This is a genomic window from Vibrio sp. 10N.222.55.A1, from assembly GCF_041473835.1.
Classification (GTDB): domain Bacteria; phylum Pseudomonadota; class Gammaproteobacteria; order Enterobacterales; family Vibrionaceae; genus Vibrio; species Vibrio crassostreae_C.
Genome location: NZ_JBFRSX010000035.1, coordinates 102,300 through 119,437, shown reverse-complemented (window position 1 = coordinate 119,437; position 17,138 = coordinate 102,300). Strand labels below are relative to the sequence as shown.

General features: G+C 43.4%; 13 protein-coding genes and 3 pseudogenes. 9 read left to right on the top strand and 7 right to left on the bottom strand.

What is annotated here, in order from left to right; all coding sequences use genetic code 11:
- Positions 1-207 precede the first annotated feature (207 nt).
- The 5 genes and pseudogenes from AB4493_RS11965 to AB4493_RS11945 form a co-directional block, all read left to right on the top strand.
- A pseudogene (locus tag AB4493_RS11965) lies at positions 208-915 on the top strand (IS5 family transposase); the annotation flags it as partial.
- 164 nt (positions 916-1,079) lie between these two features.
- Positions 1,080-2,282: a DUF1611 domain-containing protein gene (locus tag AB4493_RS11960; protein WP_372155024.1), complete on the top strand. Its 1,203-nt coding sequence runs from the start codon at positions 1,080-1,082 to the stop codon at positions 2,280-2,282.
- Positions 2,279-3,415, top strand: coding sequence for an alanine/ornithine racemase family PLP-dependent enzyme (locus tag AB4493_RS11955; RefSeq protein WP_136974881.1), 1,137 nt, complete (start codon positions 2,279-2,281; stop codon positions 3,413-3,415). The genes AB4493_RS11960 and AB4493_RS11955 overlap by 4 nt, the downstream gene beginning before the upstream one ends.
- A complete protein-coding gene (gene gspS2 / locus AB4493_RS11950) occupies positions 3,372-3,737 on the top strand; it encodes a type II secretion system pilot lipoprotein GspS-beta (protein ID WP_136974880.1) in 366 nt (121 codons plus the stop codon). The genes AB4493_RS11955 and gspS2 overlap by 44 nt, the downstream gene beginning before the upstream one ends.
- Complete coding sequence (locus tag AB4493_RS11945; RefSeq protein ID WP_004735670.1) at positions 3,738-3,968, top strand: hypothetical protein; 231 nt, start codon at positions 3,738-3,740, stop codon at positions 3,966-3,968.
- Positions 3,969-4,104: 136 nt separating this feature from the next.
- Here the strand turns inward: AB4493_RS11945 and AB4493_RS11940 are convergent.
- Positions 4,105-5,002: pseudogene (locus AB4493_RS11940) on the bottom strand (IS3 family transposase); the annotation flags it as partial.
- A gap of 63 nt (positions 5,003-5,065) precedes the next feature.
- On the opposite strand from AB4493_RS11940, the pseudogene AB4493_RS11935 reads away from it, so the two are divergent.
- A pseudogene (locus tag AB4493_RS11935) lies at positions 5,066-5,854 on the top strand (tyrosine-type recombinase/integrase); the annotation flags it as partial.
- 111 nt (positions 5,855-5,965) lie between these two features.
- Here the strand turns inward: AB4493_RS11935 and tdh are convergent.
- Entirely contained in the window at positions 5,966-6,997 is a 1,032-nt protein-coding gene (gene tdh / locus AB4493_RS11930) for an L-threonine 3-dehydrogenase (protein ID WP_050649238.1), read from the bottom strand.
- Between the two features lie 110 nt (positions 6,998-7,107).
- On the bottom strand, positions 7,108-8,301 hold the full coding sequence (locus AB4493_RS11925) for a glycine C-acetyltransferase (RefSeq protein WP_017064793.1): 1,194 nt from the start codon (positions 8,299-8,301) through the stop codon (positions 7,108-7,110).
- A 455-nt stretch (positions 8,302-8,756) separates the two neighbouring features.
- Between AB4493_RS11925 and AB4493_RS11920 the strand changes: the two genes are divergently transcribed.
- Positions 8,757-9,689: a LysR family transcriptional regulator gene (locus tag AB4493_RS11920; protein ID WP_017059538.1), complete on the top strand. Its 933-nt coding sequence runs from the start codon at positions 8,757-8,759 to the stop codon at positions 9,687-9,689.
- Positions 9,689-10,072: a VOC family protein gene (locus tag AB4493_RS11915; RefSeq protein WP_102393573.1), complete on the top strand. Its 384-nt coding sequence runs from the start codon at positions 9,689-9,691 to the stop codon at positions 10,070-10,072. The genes AB4493_RS11920 and AB4493_RS11915 overlap by 1 nt, the downstream gene beginning before the upstream one ends.
- Positions 10,073-10,183: 111 nt before the next feature.
- Here AB4493_RS11915 and AB4493_RS11910 read toward each other — a convergent pair whose 3' ends face one another.
- From AB4493_RS11910 to AB4493_RS11895, 4 genes are all read right to left on the bottom strand, one after another.
- Positions 10,184-11,719, bottom strand: coding sequence for a PepSY-associated TM helix domain-containing protein (locus AB4493_RS11910; RefSeq protein WP_372155022.1), 1,536 nt, complete (start codon positions 11,717-11,719; stop codon positions 10,184-10,186).
- A 111-nt stretch (positions 11,720-11,830) separates the two neighbouring features.
- Positions 11,831-12,181, bottom strand: coding sequence for a hypothetical protein (locus tag AB4493_RS11905; RefSeq protein WP_017064798.1), 351 nt, complete (start codon positions 12,179-12,181; stop codon positions 11,831-11,833).
- A 301-nt stretch (positions 12,182-12,482) separates the two neighbouring features.
- A complete protein-coding gene (locus AB4493_RS11900; protein ID WP_017059534.1) occupies positions 12,483-12,878 on the bottom strand; it encodes a cytochrome b562 in 396 nt (131 codons plus the stop codon).
- 144 nt (positions 12,879-13,022) lie between these two features.
- Positions 13,023-13,769: a phosphatase gene (locus AB4493_RS11895; RefSeq protein WP_017059533.1), complete on the bottom strand. Its 747-nt coding sequence runs from the start codon at positions 13,767-13,769 to the stop codon at positions 13,023-13,025.
- Positions 13,770-14,090: 321 nt separating this feature from the next.
- Between AB4493_RS11895 and AB4493_RS11890 the strand changes: the two genes are divergently transcribed.
- Positions 14,091-17,114, top strand: a complete 3,024-nt coding sequence (locus AB4493_RS11890; protein WP_372155020.1) for an HD domain-containing phosphohydrolase — start codon at positions 14,091-14,093, stop codon at positions 17,112-17,114.
- Positions 17,115-17,138: the final 24 nt, after the last annotated feature.

Sequence of the window (17,138 nt, the reverse complement as noted above, 5' to 3'; positions counted from 1 at the left end):
CCACGATTGATTAGGGCTTGGTTATATTGTTTCCAGTTAGTTGTTCTGTAGCGAGGCTTTGGCATTGCTCTAAGTATGTGAGTGAACTTAGATGATCTGATCGTAGCTTTAAGCATTAGTTCCCTGATTTAGGAAACAAAGCCGTTCCAATGGCCTTGGTTAGGATTCATAGTGATCCGTGCCAGAAGTTTTGGACACTGAGTTAAGTTCCAGTACTCTGATACAGCGATTGAAACTGCCCTGATGATTAAGGGGATATTCTCTCTGCCATTACGTGCTCTTCAAGGTTTTATCAACTCTATCTTTGAGCTAATGGATGTTCCGCTGACCTCTCCTGGCTACACATGTATTAGTAAACGCTCGAAGACGGTTCAGGTCAAATATCGCAATAGGTCTAGAGGGGCTATTCACCATATAGCCATTGATTCGACAGGCCTCAAAGTCTTTGGTGAGGGTGAGTGGAAAGTAAAAAAGCATGGTGCAGAAAAACGAAGAACATGGCGTAAGCTGCACTTAGCTGTAGATGTGGATACTCACGAAGCGATTAGTGCGGAAGTCAGCCTTGTAAATGTTGGCTATAGTGAAGTGCTACCAACATTACTCAACCCTTTACGCAGAAAGGTTCATACCGAATTTACCTATGGAGCATATGACACAAAAAGTTGTCATGAAACCCTGAAAAATAAAGGCTGTACTCCGTTGATACCACCTCGAAAGAATGCAGTACATTGGGAGGATGGTCATCCCAGAAACGAAGCAGTAACGGCTCTGAAAAATGGGACAATATCGGAGTGGAAAACAGAGTCTGGTTATCACTATCGCTCAATATCTGAGACCGCAATGTCTCGATACAAGGGATTAACAAGCGGTAAATTGAGTTTGAGAAATTACAACGCTCAAGTGGGCGAAGTCTGAAAGTAATAGACTCAGAAAGCGTATTAATAATAACCAACAAAAGTCTGGTGAGTGTGTTACCTTGGTTGTTATCCCTACCGCTTAGTAGGGACTTCTTTTCTTTTCCGAACTCGCAACTCGGCACTCCTTAGTCGCCCTCCTAAGCCATACTGCAGGCTTTAATTATGTCCATCTCAACCGAAAAGTTAAGAAATATATTCAGACTCTCTAGAATTGAAAATGTAGATACCAACAACGTACCCCATTTCGCACCTTGGTTACCACTTGCTCAAAAAGTAAAACCTGTCATCCCTTCTGCGATTATATATTGCGAAGGTAATTTCGGTAAAATTGATGGTAAAACCGCTAATGGGTTAGTGAGACATTCGTTAAGCTATCGTATTTTATCGGTTATTGATAGTGGGTCTGCTGGCTTAGATGCTGGTGAAGTTCTTGATAACAAAGCCAATGGAATACCTATCCTTGCTAATGCTGAAGAAGCTATCATTCACGCAGAAAGCATTCCTGATTACTTCATTTTTGGTATTGCGCCATCAAGTGGCTTTTTATCTGACTTAGATAAAAGTATCATTTTAAATGCCATGTCACTAGGAATGAACATCGTAAATGGCTTACATGAATTCCTAACCGATGATCCTCTATTTTTAGAAGCCAGTTTAAAGAATAACGTTCGAATATTCGATACTCGCAAACCCAAAAGTAAAGGCGATCTGAAAACGTTTAGCGGGAAAATACACAACGTTAAATGTCCGAGAATTGCTGTAATGGGGACGGATTGCGCGCTAGGAAAACGAACAACAGCAACAATATTGGCGAATGAACTGACTAAAAAAGGCCTTAACGTCGTTCTGATTGCCACTGGTCAAACAGGTATTATGCAAGGCGCACAATACTGCGTTGCACTCGATGCTGTCCCTTCACAATTTTGTGCCGGTGAGTTGGAATCTGTCATTGTACAGGCCTATGAAAAAGAAAATCCGGATCTGATAATTATTGAAGGGCAAGGAGCCTTGAGTCACCCTGCGTTTTCAACCAGCGCTTTTATCTTACGTGGCAGTTGTCCAACGGGTGTGATACTGCAACATGCCCCTAAACGTTTATATCGTAGTGATTTTCCTGATTGCCCAATGCCTTCGATTGCCTCAGAAATCAATCTTATCGAAACGTTTTCTAATACCAATGTTATTGGACTAACACTGAATCATGAAGATATGTCGTTGGATGAAACACGTTGTGCGATAGACACTTACACTACCGAATTTGGTCTACCGGTTACTGATGTCTTGTCACAGCCTGTTGAACATCTACTGCACATCGTAACGTCAGCCTTCCCTATAATAGCAAGTAAACTGGCCGAAAAAGGGTGAACTACCCTAGGTTAGACATCGATTGTGGGAAAGTTCATCATAACGCTCAGTTCCTGATTTCTCAGCTATCACTGAAAAATATATCCGTTACGCCTGTAACAAAAGTCTTCCTCGGCCACCCTATCATCGCACAAGTTCTTATTGATGCTGGCGCAACAATGTTAGCCGATTCAAGAATCGAAAATCTTCAAAAGATGACTGAAATTGGCATTGCTATCCCTAAAATGCTGATACGTACACCCATGCTCAGTCAAGTGGCAAGCGTAATAAAATACAGTGATATGAGTTTAAACTCTGAAGTTGAAGTGATTCAGAGGCTTTCACATGCAGCGGAACAACAAAATTGCTGTCACGGTATCATTATTATGGTTGAGCTTGGCGATCTCAGAGAAGGTGTGATGCCAAATCGCGTGATTGATTTTATCCGAGAGATTATTTCTTTACCAAACATCACGATAAAAGGAATTGGTACGAATTTAGCCTGTCGGTATGGTGTCGCTCCAGATGATCAAAATATGAGTATTCTTTCTGAGCTTGCCGATGGAATTGAAGCTACATTTGGGGTCAGTCTAGAAATTATTTCAGGGGGTAATTCTGCTTCAGTTAACTGGGCTCTTCAGAGAACGGGCTTAACTCGAGTCAATAACCTTCGTATAGGAGAAGCAATTTTTTTAGGCTGTGAGCCTTTAGAGCACGAAAATATCAAAGGCTTACATACGGATGCGGTTTCTTTGACCGCTGAAGTGATTGAATCCAAGACTAAACCGACTTTGCCTTGGGGGAGTCGGGGGTTAAATGCTTTTGGTGAAAAAGAAAACCTTCAAGATAGAGGGGAGGTCTCACAAGCTATTCTAGCATTAGGCCGCCAAGATGTTTGTGTCAGCGGGCTTAAGGCTCCGAATGGGATTAAGATCATGTCTTCAACCAGTGATCATCTTGTCCTTGAATCCTCACAGAAACCACTACTTGTAGGGGAAAAAGTCACATTCAGTTTAGATTATAGTGCGCTCTTATCTTCTATGTCTTCACGTTATATCCATAAATATTTTAAGGCACCTAAAGGGAGAAGAAAGGAAGAAGGAGCGTATAATGCTACGAACAACTGTAATTCTCTTCGTCAGTGTCATGCTTAACGGTTGTCAGATAAGCCCAATAAAATCTAATGGGCTTGCCGATTATAGAGCGACGGTTATCTCAAGCCAACTTCCACAAGAGTTAGGCTCAATCACACTCGTAAATGCTCAGTCAGAGGGCAATAGTGTCACTCTTGTTTTCGTAAAAAAGAAAACTTTGAATATGGACAGCTTAGTAGAAAAAGTCGCCATTAGTTTTTGTGACAACATCGAAATAAGACCACTATTAGAGAGTGGGATCTCTTATCGAATCATAACCTTAGGAAAAAATGAGAAAGTAGAAAGCCTTAACGTCATTTCTCTAGCTAAGTGCTCTAATTGAATGCTTAGCAGTCGAATGGATAAAAGCCAATACGAGTTGTTCAATGTACTCAATGACACTATTTTATTGAGGTTTGACCGTCTTACGCCTTGGGAAAAAAACTTTATCACAGAGTTACACCATAAGGTCGTAACGAGACAACTCATTTCAATTAAACAAAAACAGCTTGCTTTAAAAATTTCAATGAAAGCCTATAAATCAAAGAAGAAAAACGCGCGTTCCAACGTTTGATTTAAGCTTGTGTATACCTAATCTGTTCAAGGTCCTCTAAACCTTGGGCAGATTAGTAGTATTTGCACTTAACGTATTGAAAACAATCAAGTGTAGAGGTGAATGGGTAACAACTTTCAGCGTAATGGCAATTGAAATAGTCTTTCGAGCAGTACTGACTACCTCGATCGCTATGAGTTATAACCTGCTCAGGGAATCCTCGACGGAATAAAGCCATCGATAAGGCATCACAGACCAGTGAGGCCGTCATTCTCGTATCCATAGACCAACCAATTACTTGCCTTGAATATAGGTCAATAATGACAGCTAAGTACAGCCAGCCTTCGCTTGTGGCAACATAAGTAATGTCTCCTGCCCATTTTTGATTCGGAGCCGTTGCGTTAAAATCTTGAGTGAGCAAGTTCGGAGCAACGGGCATTTTATGCTTACTGTCCGTTGTACACTTAAACTTGCGTGCTGCTTTCGCTACTAAATCCTGACGTTTCATACTGGCGGCAATGGTCTTAACATTATGGTTATCACCGCTCTCTGCCAGTTCTTTCTGAATACGTCTGAGCCATCTCATTCTTTGCTAACGTCAAAGGCTTCTTTTACCTTGGTATCAAGCTTTTGGCGCTCTGTCTCACGTTGAATCGCCTTGTGGCGGTTCTCAACCCAATAATAAAACCCACTTCAAGAAACTCTGAACACCTTAGCCATACGGGAAATACTGAAACTCAGCAGGTGTTCGAGCATAAATTCATAGCAATTTACTTTAGATTTTTCGCGAAGTAGGTGGCGGCCTTTTTTACGATGTCTAGCTCTTCTGCTTGCTCTGCCAACTGCCTTTTTAGCTTAGCGACTTCAACGGCCAATTCTTGTTCTCGTTGGCTAATATTAGAATTCTTCTTTGTGGCTTTTCGCCAACCATAGATCTGAGATTCATGTAACGAGAGCTGTCTTGCAGCTGTAGCGACTCCCACTTTCTCTGCCAACTTCAGGGTTTCGGCTTTAAATTCAGGAGAATGGATAATACGTTTCTTCTTGCTTGTTATGGTTCACCTCATTAGTGATTGTACTCACTTAACTCAGTGTCCAAAACTACTGGTGCGGATCAGCAAGCTCGGGATCTGATAGCCAAAACAATTGAAGGATTAGGTAACCCGATTGCCTACCACCTTAAAGAACGAGACTACTTGGACTATCGTGCAACACGAATACCTTACCGTGGCAAAAATAAATCTGTTGAGATTTCACCAACAACACATAACATGGAATTGATTTATCTAAAGGGAATGTTCAAGAAACTAATCAAGTACAATCAATGGAAATACCCCAACCCGATTGAAGCTATCGATACAATCAAAACTAGCGAGAAGAACGTGGCATATCTAACCAAGCCACAAATTGAAGAGTTCCTATTTAACCTGAAGAATTTCAACCGCGTAATTACAGTCTCGATTCCACAGCTCATTGTAATCTCTAAGATTTGCTTAGCCACCGGTGCTCGTATAAGTGAAGCTCTCACTCTTACCCGTTCACAAGTAGCTGAATTCAAGCTAACTTACACCGAGACAAAAGGTAAGAGAAATCGAAGTGTGCCCATCTCACCTGCTTTGTATCATGAGATCTTAGATATCGCAGTGAACGACCATAAGATTTTTGACACTACTTATAAGGATTCCTGGCGCTACATTAAAAGGGCTTTACCTAATCATGTTCCAAGTGGGCAAGCAACGCATGTTCTACGGCATACATTTGCTTCGCACTTTATGATGAATAAAGGGGATATTTTGGTGTTACAGCGGATTCTAGGTCACACAAAAATTGAGCAGACAATGGCGTATTCTCACTTTGCTCCCGAGCATTTGATGCAGGCAGTTCACCTCAATCCTTTAGAAAATTAATGGCGACAAAATGGCGACAGCCACTGTAATCGAGCGTTATTTAGCGGTTTTAGACGTAAAAAAGGCGACAATTTAACCTGTCGCCTTTTGCTAATGAGAGCCTAATTTAGACTATTCCCAATCAAGGATAACCTTTCCTGAAAGCCCGCTACGCATAGCGTCAAAGCCTTTTTGGAAGTCATCAACCTTGAAGTGGTGAGTAATGATTGGTGTTAGATCTAGGCCAGATTGAATCAATGAAGCCATCTTGTACCAAGTTTCGAACATCTCACGACCGTAGATACCTTTGATAACCAAGCCTTTAAAGATTACTTGGTTCCAGTCTACTGCCATATCTGATGGTGGAATACCTAGTAGAGAGATCTTACCGCCGTGGTTCATGTTAGTCAGCATGCTGTTGAACGCAGATGGGTTACCAGACATTTCTAGGCCTACATCGAAGCCTTCAGTCATGCCAAGATCAGACATTACGTCTTCAAGCTTCTCTTCCATCACGTTTACTGCGCGAGTCACACCCATTTTCTTAGCAAGATCTAGGCGGTACTCGTTTACATCAGTGATTACAACGTGACGAGCACCAACGTGCTTAGCAACAGCTGCAGCCATGATACCGATTGGGCCTGCACCAGTAATTAGCACGTCTTCGCCAACTAGGTCGAAAGAAAGTGCTGTGTGTACTGCGTTACCAAACGGGTCAAAGATTGAAGCTAGATCGTCAGAGATTTCTGCAGGGATCTTAAATGCGTTGAACGCAGGAATCACAAGGAACTCAGAGAACGCACCAGTGCGGTTAACACCAACACCTGTTGTGTTACGACAAAGGTGAGTACGGCCGCCACGACAGTTACGACAGTGACCACATGTGATGTGACCTTCGCCAGATACACGGTCGCCGATTTCAAAACCACGAACTTCTTGGCCAATGCCAACAACTTCACCCACGTATTCGTGACCTACTACCATAGGTACTGGGATTGTGTTTTGTGACCACTCATCCCAGTTGTAGATATGTACGTCAGTACCACAAATTGCGGTTTTCTTAATACGAATAAGAAGATCATTATGACCCATTTCAGGTTTTTCAACCTCGGTCATCCAAATGCCTTCTTCAGGCTTTAGCTTAGAAAGTGCTTTAATTTTCATAATGTTACCTAGTTCATCTCGCCTAACTGTAAGGCGAGAATCAAAAATCTATATGTTCTACTGGGTGTTGTTCTATCTAATTAAAGGATGCTCGTGGCACCCCTTTAAAATTAGATGATACCCATGTCTTTACCAACTTGGATGAACGCATCGATTGCGCGGTCTAGTTGCTCACGAGAGTGTGCAGCAGACATTTGCGTACGGATACGAGCTTGACCTTTTGGTACTACAGGGAAAGAGAAACCTACAACGTAGATGCCTTTCTCTAGTGCGCGCTCAGCGAACTCAGCCGCTACTTTTGCATCACCAAGCATGATTGGGATGATTGCGTGGTCTGCACCGCCCATAGTGAAGCCAGCTTCTTCCATGCGAGTACGGAAGTGAGCAGAGTTTTCCCATAGTTGAGTACGTAGGTCGCCAGATTCCGCAAGAAGATCTAGAACGCGGATAGACGCAGATACGATTGCAGGAGCAACAGAGTTAGAGAATAGGTATGGACGAGAACGCTGACGTAGCCAGTCGATCACTTCTTTCTTACCAGAAGTGTAACCGCCTGAAGCGCCACCCATTGCTTTACCAAGAGTACCAGTGATGATATCGATACGGTCTACAACGTTGTGGAACTCGTGAGTACCCGCTCCGTTTTCGCCCATGAAGCCCACTGCGTGAGAGTCATCAACCATTACTAGTGCATCGTACTTGTCTGCAAGGTCACAGATAGCAGGAAGGTTAGCCACTACGCCGTCCATTGAGAACACACCGTCAGTTACGATTAGTGTGTGACGAGCGCCAGCTTCTTTAGCAGCGATAAGTTGCTGCTCTAGCTCTTCCATGTTGTTGTTCGAGTAACGGAAACGCATTGCTTTACACAGACGAACGCCATCGATGATAGATGCGTGGTTTAGTGCGTCAGAGATGATTGCGTCTTCTTTACCTAGAATTGTTTCGAACAAACCAGCGTTTGCATCAAAACAAGATGTGTAAAGGATAGTGTCTTCTTTACCTAGGAACGTAGAAAGCTTTTGCTCTAGTTCTTTGTGAGAATCTTGAGTACCACAGATGAAACGTACTGAAGCCATACCAAAACCGTGCTGATCCATACCATCTTTAGCTGCTTCGATAAGAGCTGGGTGGTTAGCAAGACCTAAGTAGTTGTTTGCACAGAAGTTTAGTACTTCTTCACCAGTCGAGATAGAAACCGCTGCTTTTTGTGCAGAAGTAATAATGCGCTCAGACTTGTAAAGACCTTCTTCTTTAACTTCTTCGATTTGAGTTTGAATCTGTTGGTAAAATGCAGAAGACATTGTCTCATTCCTTCCTAGTTATAATTTAGCAGCATCGCGCGCCGCTTTATGTAGGGATGTAAACGATCTCAACACGATCATTTACACTGTAAAACTTATGCCTATATTCTAGTTGAACATCCCCGTTCCGATTATCCCTTTAGTTGGAAAAACATTAATGAATCACAGGCACTAATAATAGTTCATCCCAGTGACATAGGGCACATTAACGCCCTTCACCTGCTTTTTTAAACGCCAAATTAGCTATAATTTCCGTCTAATTTCGCTTTCATATCAAATCTCAATTTTTCATCTCAGAATGCGCAGCAGCAACGCCGCTATACAGATGAGCTTCAAACACAACAACCTATCAGAGCAATCACGTCAATCAATTAATGAAATTGATTCACAAATCAAAGTAAATCGCTCACAATGACCATTAAGTTCATCGTTGAAACTAGCTTAACTGGATACTTATGATTAACCCAAAACTCATCGCCCTGCTTCCGGATCTCGCCTCGTTCATTTTGGTGGTTAACGAAGGTAGTTTTACGGCTGCAGCAAAACAGTTAGGCGTGACACCGTCAGCCTTGAGTAAGCTCATCACCCGCTTGGAAAAAGCGCTATCGGTGAAACTGTTTGAGCGTACCACTCGTACCCTTATCATTACGCAAGCGGGTCAATTGGTTTATGATCAGAGTGTGGTGATGATCAACGCAGCGCAACAAGCCGTTGAACTGTCTACCTCCGACCATACCGAACCTGCAGGCTCGATAACGGTAGCGGCGCCTGAAGCCTTCTTGAATTCGGTATTGCAGCCTTTCGTTGTTCCATTCTTAAATCAGTATCCAGAAATCCAACTTAAATTGAGAGCGGCTGACGGCGACATCGATATTTTACGTCAAGGCATCGACATTGCTTTCCGCCTGACTGATAAGCCCGACGAAAGCTTAGTATTGAAAGAGTTAGGAAAAACAAACCTCGTGTTGTGTGCAAGCCCTGACTATTTAGATGCCAAGGGGATTCCTCACCACCCTACCGAGCTGTCTGAACACGACTGTTTGTATCTTGCAGAGACAGACAAAGATCACATTTGGGATTTTCTTAAAGATGATGAATTTCACACAGTACCCGTCAGTGGACGTTACGCAGTTAACCACTCGCAGATGCGACTGAAAGGTGTGAAAGAAGGTCTAGGCGTCGGTATTTTCCATGACTTCGTGATTCAAGATGCGTTGGCTGAAGGGTCTGTAGTACAAGTGTTGGAAGATTGGACCATCAAGAGTAATTACCATGGTGCGATTGCGATGCAGTTTGCTCAAACCAAGTACATGCCCGCTCGACTGCGTGTATTCATTGATTACGCCATGGAGCACTTAGGTGACAAGTTGGCAGGAGAAATAAACTGATGTTGAAAGGAATACACCACGCAGCCATAATCTGTTCAAACTACAACGCATCGAAGCACTTTTACACCGAGATTTTAAAACTTGAGATCATTGCCGAAAACTATCGAGAGGCTCGCCAGTCGTACAAACTTGATTTAGCGCTACCTAATGGTGCTCAAATAGAACTATTCAGCTTCCCTAACGCGCCAGAAAGGCCTAGCTTTCCTGAAGCTCAAGGGCTAAGACACTTAGCTTTTTGTGTTGATGACGTTCAACAAATCAAAAGCTATTTGGAAGAACAAAGAATCGAAGTCGAACAGATCCGAATTGATGAATTTACAGGTAAAGCATTTACTTTTTTTGCCGATCCTGACGGGCTTCCGTTAGAGCTTTATGAAATCTAGAGCTTTATCAAATATAGAGCTGTACAAGTCTAACGTCTTCTTAATAAACAGAGCATGTCATCTGAATAATGAAACTGACCTCCTCAAAAAGGAGGTCAGTTTGTATATCAATTAACTCAATGCCGTCTTGAATTTCTCAACGCGTGAAAATAGTAACCAATCCAGCAGCATTGCTGTCACGATCGTCGCTCCCGCCAGTGGAAACAGTACTGAAATAACTATCACGATCACTAAACCTGTCTTCCAAAGCCCTGCATCGCCAAACTTCGGTGGCGTGCCAAGCTTTCTTTGACCTGAAGGTCTACGTATCCACCACATCACACCGCCAGTCACGGACACAACAATGAACGCCAAACAAAACAAAGCATTTAGAAGCTTGTTAATGATGCTGATGTCACCTTGATGCAATGAAATACCTACCGCTAACGTTTTGGCAATGAAGTTATAATCTTGCCATGTCACCTCACCCAGAATACGACCTGAGTATTGGTCGAGGTGCGTAGTACGGTCCTGCGTTGGATCAATGATGTCACCGCCCATAGTGTTGGCTGTGACCGTGTAAACACCCGTTTCTGAACGCGGGAAATTCACCTTGTATTGAGTGAAACCAAGTGAGTATGCTTTTTCAGTAACGTCATCAATGTCGAAGTTGCTTGCTGACAACACATGTTGAGAGTGATCTTCACCCATCTTAGAGTGATCATGAGGTTCCGTCGCCTCTTCCACATGATGAACGTGTTCTGCTGGCTTATCTTGAGACAAAGGCAGTGGTGTTTGCTCCAAGTTCCAAGGAAGCTCTTCTTCTGAGCCATGGTTAAGAGATGCATGAGTTTTGTCTGATAATGGAATATCGTCCCACATTTGAGCAGGGAAAGTGCTCCATGCTTGAACAAGCTTACCGCCCCAAAAACCTGTCCATGCCAATCCAGATAGAATAAACAACAACAGAATAAGCGATAAGGTACCACCGATGTTCGCATGCAGATCACGCATTAAAATACGCGTTCCTGAACCAAACCGAAGCTTCAGAAAACCAGCGCGGCTTGCGTTGTCTCTCGGTAGCCATAAGTAAATGCCACTGACGAGCAACAGAATAGACAAGCTTATTGCAACTTCAATTAGATAATCACCCCAATCACCAATCAACAAAGTGCCGTGAATATCATTCGCTAGTTGGTACAGGCTATCGCTGCGTGGAATTTCTCCGACCACTTCGCCAGTGTACTGATTCACAGTGGCGAAAACAGATGTTCCGTCTTCAAGTGATACCGAAAAGCGGTTAGCGAGATCAGGGGCTTTACTCGGAACAAACTGCGTCACCGAGCCTTGTGGGTATTGATTCTGCACTGCAGTTAACTGTTGTGACACTTTAATCGGATCGCCCGATGCAACAATCTCGATCGCATCGTGATGAAAAGCTAACTCGATTTCATCATCAAACAGCATCACCAAGCCTGTAATGCTCAGCATTAACATAAACGGGATAACGAATAGCCCAGCATAGAAGTGCCAGCGCCATGTGAGGAAGTAGAGGGTTTTATTGCGGTCTTTGCTTTTTATATTGGTTTCCGAACCGGTTGTTGCACTGCTTTTAGACTGCGAGGTTGCTTGTGCTTTCGCAGGGGTTTGAGATTCATTTCTCAACATTATAATTTCCTTTGACACACGCAAACATACCTTCTGAAAAATCAGAAAGTAATCTGAGCATGTTTAACTTTACTTAATACTTTATTTTTTAATTATTTTAATGGGTTAGGTTTAAGCAATAACAAAGGGAGGGCCGCGCGGGGCTTGCCTCGTGTAGCGTTCGCTTAGAGCCAAAAAAGCGTAGCTGTCGGAGACAATAGAACTCAGTCGAGTTGTCAGTAGTGTAGTGGGAAGTTCATCTTGGTGAAACGTGGAAAAATGGCTAAACGGACACGGCTTTCCTTTATGAGTATTAGGTTCGCCTTCTTCGATTTGAACCAATTCAAAGCCATTGACCGTACATAACGACGCCCATACTCCCGCACTATTACCATGAGCATTGATAACAGGCATTAATGTCACTAGCGCCCAGCTTAATGCTGTTGCAAGTAACATGAAGAAGTTGAACGAGGTTCGGCGCATTATTCCAAGTCTTTATAAATTTCCCTTATTATGAGGGACTTGGAATATAGGTAAACGTAAAGATTAACAGCAAGTTAAAAAATTGAAGCTAACGCACACTCTTTTTCGTTAAATACTGGTTACAACACTAAAACTAAGAAAGTAATACTCATCTCTTTGCAGCAGGCTTTCGATAAAAGAGACAATAAAAACGCCGCCTTACACCTTCCTCGAAAGAGGGTAATGTAAGGCGGCGTTTTAGAAATCGAATCTTGAGGTTTGCTCTTTGTTACCTATCTAGCAAACGTTCATGATTAACGAATTAACCGAAGATCTTGCTCCAGATGCTTGGGTTACGCTTCTCATGGTACTCTTCACGAAGGCCATCAATAGTACGAAGTTCTTGCTGTGCCGACGCTAAGTCACCTTGGTCTAGCTTCTGCTCAATGCTATCCAGTGATGCACTGATCTTTTTGAAGCCTTCCATGAAGTTGTCTTCTTTCTCGACTGGGTAAACACCCGTTTTCAGCTCTGCCACTAGCGTATCTAAACGAACGATAGGCTTTTGCATCTCTTCAATGCTTTGAGCTTCTGCCGCTTGTTTGAACGCAAGCTTCATTTCTTGCATGTTTTTCTTAAGGTCTACATTAGCAAATGCGTTGCCAGACAATACTGAAGCAGCGATTAAGCCAGATAAAAGGATTGAGCGAGTTTTCATTGTTTCTCCAAGTGAAGCGGTGTCTTTGAAGTTAGAGCCGTCATTACTGTGGCACTTCGACTTTATTATTTTCGGCTAGTGTATACAAAAATCTTTCAGGCACAAAAATTGATTGTGTCGAAATGCAAACCCGCCGACATTCTCTTAAACAAGATCTGAATATTCTGGGATTTCATTACGACCGCGCAAGGCCAAAAAGGCTAGGAACTGCTTTGGCGAATGGGTAATCACTTTACTCGAATCTACGCCCACTTCATCTAACAATGCTGCGACTAAGTCTAAGCCACCGACATCTAAACAGAAATGCGCATCGCTGCCTGTTGTAATAAATGCACCCTTCGCTTTCGCTATTCTTGCAATCTCATAGCAGCGGTCAACACTGCCAACTCGGCTATTGCCTTTGAGTGTGGTGTTGTTGATCTCAATCGCCACGTTGTTCTCAACCGCACATTGAATAACGGCTTCGAAATCGAAATCAAAATTAGGATTGCCTAAGTGACCAAGCGCATCAATTCGACCGCCCTTAATCACATTCAACAATGCTTCTGTATGGGTAGCGACATCCGATGGGCGAAATACTGGCTCATGAAAACTCGCGATCACCCAATCCAAGTTCTTATCCACACTCGGATGAATGTCGATTTCACCCTGTGTGTTCATGATGTTTGACTCAACACCTCGAATAATTGCGACATCTTCAATAAAACGAGGGAGCACACGCTGATTGCTGAAGAACCAATAGTGTGGCGCGCCCGGCATTGATTCTGAATGATCAGTAGTACAAAACATGGCTAAACCATTTTGCTTTGCCGACTTGGCGTTTTCGATCAATGTGCTGTAAGCATGACCACTTGCGTATGTGTGGGTGTGAGTATCTACTTTGAGTTCCATGAATCAATGCCCTCTTCACTCGGTCAAAATACGTTTTTCAGAAAGTAACTCTGAATCTCTTTCAGGAAAAGAATACTTCAGAAAATGAATGCCTAATGGCAACAATTCGGCCAGTTTATCAGCTGAAAGTGACAATTAGCACCCAAACATAAAGGTTTATTACTGGTTCATTTACACGACACGGGAATACGTGGCTAACCAGAGCCAGCCAGCGCTTGGTCTTATCTAAGTCGAACCGCACACACTCGGTAATTGCGCCAATTTTTTGCAACCTACCCAAGTTCGTCAATACTTAAACCAGCCTACAAACTGGAGTGTTAGATGAGAAGAAGACGATATCCGCTGAGTATCCACATCACTAGCCTTTTCCTAATTTTGACAACACTTGTCGGTGCGGTATTGATTTCGATTAGTTATCGGCACTCCCAAGAGCTGCTGCTAGGCACAGTGCGCGAGATCAGTAATGAGCACCGCGACAAACTGGAATCAGTATTTAAACAAGCCATTGCCCCTGTTATCACAACCTTAAATGTGATGGCGGTGAGCCCGTTTGTTGCTCATCAAGCTTCCGCTGTCGAAAAAGACTCTTGGCTTGCTTCGGTCGATATCATCTTCAAGCAAAACACCAATTTGGTCGCTCTATTTTATGGTTCTGAAGATGGTGACTTCAGAATCTTTCGTCCATTAAGCACCAATAAACAGAGAGCCGAAAACAGCGCGCCCGCTAAAGCGACCATGATGGTCAGCAGCACCAATCTAGACGGTGAAAACTTTATTACCTATCTTAATGGCGCACATCAAGTGATCAGTACTCGACAAGCAGAGAGTAAGTTCAACCCCACCACTCGTCCTTGGTTTCGTAACGCAAAGCCTGATGGCTCAATACAACTCTCTGAGCCCTATCTATTCTATTTCCTGCAAACCAATGGCATTACACTCTCTAGGCGTTCTGCCGATGGCAAGCATGTGGTTGGTGCCGACTTTACGTTGAGTTCCCTCTCTTCTCAGATCAGTGAATTAGCTTATTCTCCGCAAACCCGACTCGCCTTGTTCGATCAACATTTTAATCTTCTCGGTCAGCATCAACTTGAGCTATCAGTACCCAAGCCTGACTCCCAATCTGATGACACAAGTAAAACTGAGCAAACGAACAACCAAACGACGGGGAATCTCTCTGGCAGTGAGCAAGACCAAAGCTTCTTTAATGTGCCCAAACGTGAACAGATGGAAGCATTGAAAGCGTCCGTTATTGCGCCGCTTATCTCTGATGAAGAGAAGTTTAACCTCAATCTAAAAAACGTTGAGTACAACTTAAACACTTGGGCACTAACGCTAACGCCGGTTCAACTGACTCAAAATGTCACCTTATACTTGGCAGAAGCGACGCCACACAATGAGCTGCTCGCTGATCTTATCTCGATGCGAGACAAGCAAGTTGCGGTCGCGATTGGGATGTTGTTCATCTGCTTCGCTATCGTATGGTTTGTTGCTAATCGACTGTCTCAGCCGCTCAATACGTTGATGCAACTCACCGACAACATCGCTCGGTTCGACTTCAGGCGTACTCATTATCCCAAAAGCATGATTCAAGAAGTGGCTAACCTCGCCCACTCGATTGAGCTAATGGAACACACGCTTCATGATCTGATTACCCTACTTCGAGACACCGCCGGGAATCAGGAGTTTTCGATCTTAGCCAAGAACATTGCTCATCAAAGCTATTTAATTACCAAAGCAGAAACCATTGTCCTTTTCACTCAATCCAAAGAGAAAGACGTGTTTGATACGGCAGCCAACCTTGCCATTCTTCCTTTTAAGGCCGACATCAATGACTTCATCAAACACACGCCTTGGTTGCTGTGTCAGCTTAAATCTGGTGAGACGATCCATTTGAACAGAGAAGACAATGTTCTCAACTATTACCAAGATTCGATCTTCAATTCAGACCTGTACCTATTTCCACTATTAAACCGAGAGAAACTGTTGGTAGGGATTGTGGCAATTGGCTATGAGAGACCAATTACCAAGATGCAGGCAGACAAGCACGCCTTTTTAAGAGAGTTGCTCAGCTTTGCGGAAATAGCGAAAGACAACATCGACCAAATGCAGCAACAAAAAGACATGCTTAATGCCTTTATTGAGCTGATTGCATCGGCGATTGATACCAAGTCACCTTATACGGGCGGGCATTGCCAACGAGTGCCTGAGCTCACCAAATGGCTAACTCAAGCAACCATAGATGATGACCGCTATTACCCGCAATTCTCATTGGACAGTAAACAGTGGGAAGAGTTGATGCTCGCCGCTTGGCTTCATGACTGCGGCAAGGTGACCACGCCTGAATATGTGGTAGATAAGGCAACAAAACTGGAAACCATTTACGACCGAATCCACGAAGTGCGAATGCGTTTTGAGTTGTTGAAACAGCAAGCGGAAACCGATTACTGGAAAGCGATGGCGAACGGTGCACTACAAGAAGAACAACTCAAAATACTCGAACAAAGCCTGTCTGAACTGGATGAGGAGTTTGCCTTCGTTGCTGAGTGTAATCTTGGCGGCGAATCTATGACGGAAGAGCAGCTAGAACGCTTAGATCAAATAGCCAAACGCCAATGGAAACGTACACTGGATGATCAATTGGGTTTGTCTTGGTCTGAAAAAGAGAGATTTAACACCCAAAAAGAGTCGGTTGAGAAAGAGAGAACTGAGCCAACAAGTCAGGAAAAGGGTTTGCCTGTCATGGAGCCTCTGCTTGCAGACAAACCGGAGCATAAAATACCTTGGGACAATGGCTTTAACCCTGGCGATGTATGGCAAGAAGCGTTTGTACTTAAGCCCGGAGAAGTTAAATACAACCAAGGTGAACTGCACAATTTGAAAGTACGCCGTGGTACGCTAAACGATGAAGAACGTTTCATGATCAACGATCATATTATCCAAACCTTCACCATGCTCAACAAGCTGCCTTACCCGCCTTACCTTCAAAACATTCCGGATATCGCCAGCGGACACCACGAACGTATCGACGGTAAGGGATACCCAAGAGGCTTAAACGAAGACCAGTTACCTCTGCCGTCCAGAGCAATGGCAATTGCTGATGTCTTTGAAGCGCTCACCTCTAGTGATCGCCCTTATAAGAAAGGTAAACTCTTAAGCGAATCACTCAACATCATGACCGACATGGCCACCAGCGGTCATATCGATCCCAAGTTGTATCTGCTGTTTTTGGAAAACAAAATCTACGATAAATACGCTGAGCGATTCCTAGAAATGAACCAACGCTGCGAGATTGACCCGCACGAACACATCGACCGAGTAAAAGAATACATACGCTCATTGTTCTAAGTTTTAAGTTAACCATTCAGAGGA

Coding starts and splice junctions, on each gene's coding strand:
- AB4493_RS11960 (WP_372155024.1), top strand. CDS start 1,080: ATGTCCATCTCAACCGAAAAGTTAAGAAATATATTCAGACTCTCTAGA.
- gspS2 (WP_136974880.1), top strand. CDS start 3,372: ATGCTACGAACAACTGTAATTCTCTTCGTCAGTGTCATGCTTAACGGT.
- AB4493_RS11945 (WP_004735670.1), top strand. CDS start 3,738: ATGCTTAGCAGTCGAATGGATAAAAGCCAATACGAGTTGTTCAATGTA.
- tdh (WP_050649238.1), bottom strand. CDS start 6,997: ATGAAAATTAAAGCACTTTCTAAGCTAAAGCCTGAAGAAGGCATTTGG.
- AB4493_RS11925 (WP_017064793.1), bottom strand. CDS start 8,301: ATGTCTTCTGCATTTTACCAACAGATTCAAACTCAAATCGAAGAAGTT.
- AB4493_RS11920 (WP_017059538.1), top strand. CDS start 8,757: ATGATTAACCCAAAACTCATCGCCCTGCTTCCGGATCTCGCCTCGTTC.
- AB4493_RS11915 (WP_102393573.1), top strand. CDS start 9,689: ATGTTGAAAGGAATACACCACGCAGCCATAATCTGTTCAAACTACAAC.
- AB4493_RS11910 (WP_372155022.1), bottom strand. CDS start 11,719: ATGTTGAGAAATGAATCTCAAACCCCTGCGAAAGCACAAGCAACCTCG.
- AB4493_RS11905 (WP_017064798.1), bottom strand. CDS start 12,181: ATGCGCCGAACCTCGTTCAACTTCTTCATGTTACTTGCAACAGCATTA.
- AB4493_RS11900 (WP_017059534.1), bottom strand. CDS start 12,878: ATGAAAACTCGCTCAATCCTTTTATCTGGCTTAATCGCTGCTTCAGTA.
- AB4493_RS11895 (WP_017059533.1), bottom strand. CDS start 13,769: ATGGAACTCAAAGTAGATACTCACACCCACACATACGCAAGTGGTCAT.
- AB4493_RS11890 (WP_372155020.1), top strand. CDS start 14,091: ATGAGAAGAAGACGATATCCGCTGAGTATCCACATCACTAGCCTTTTC.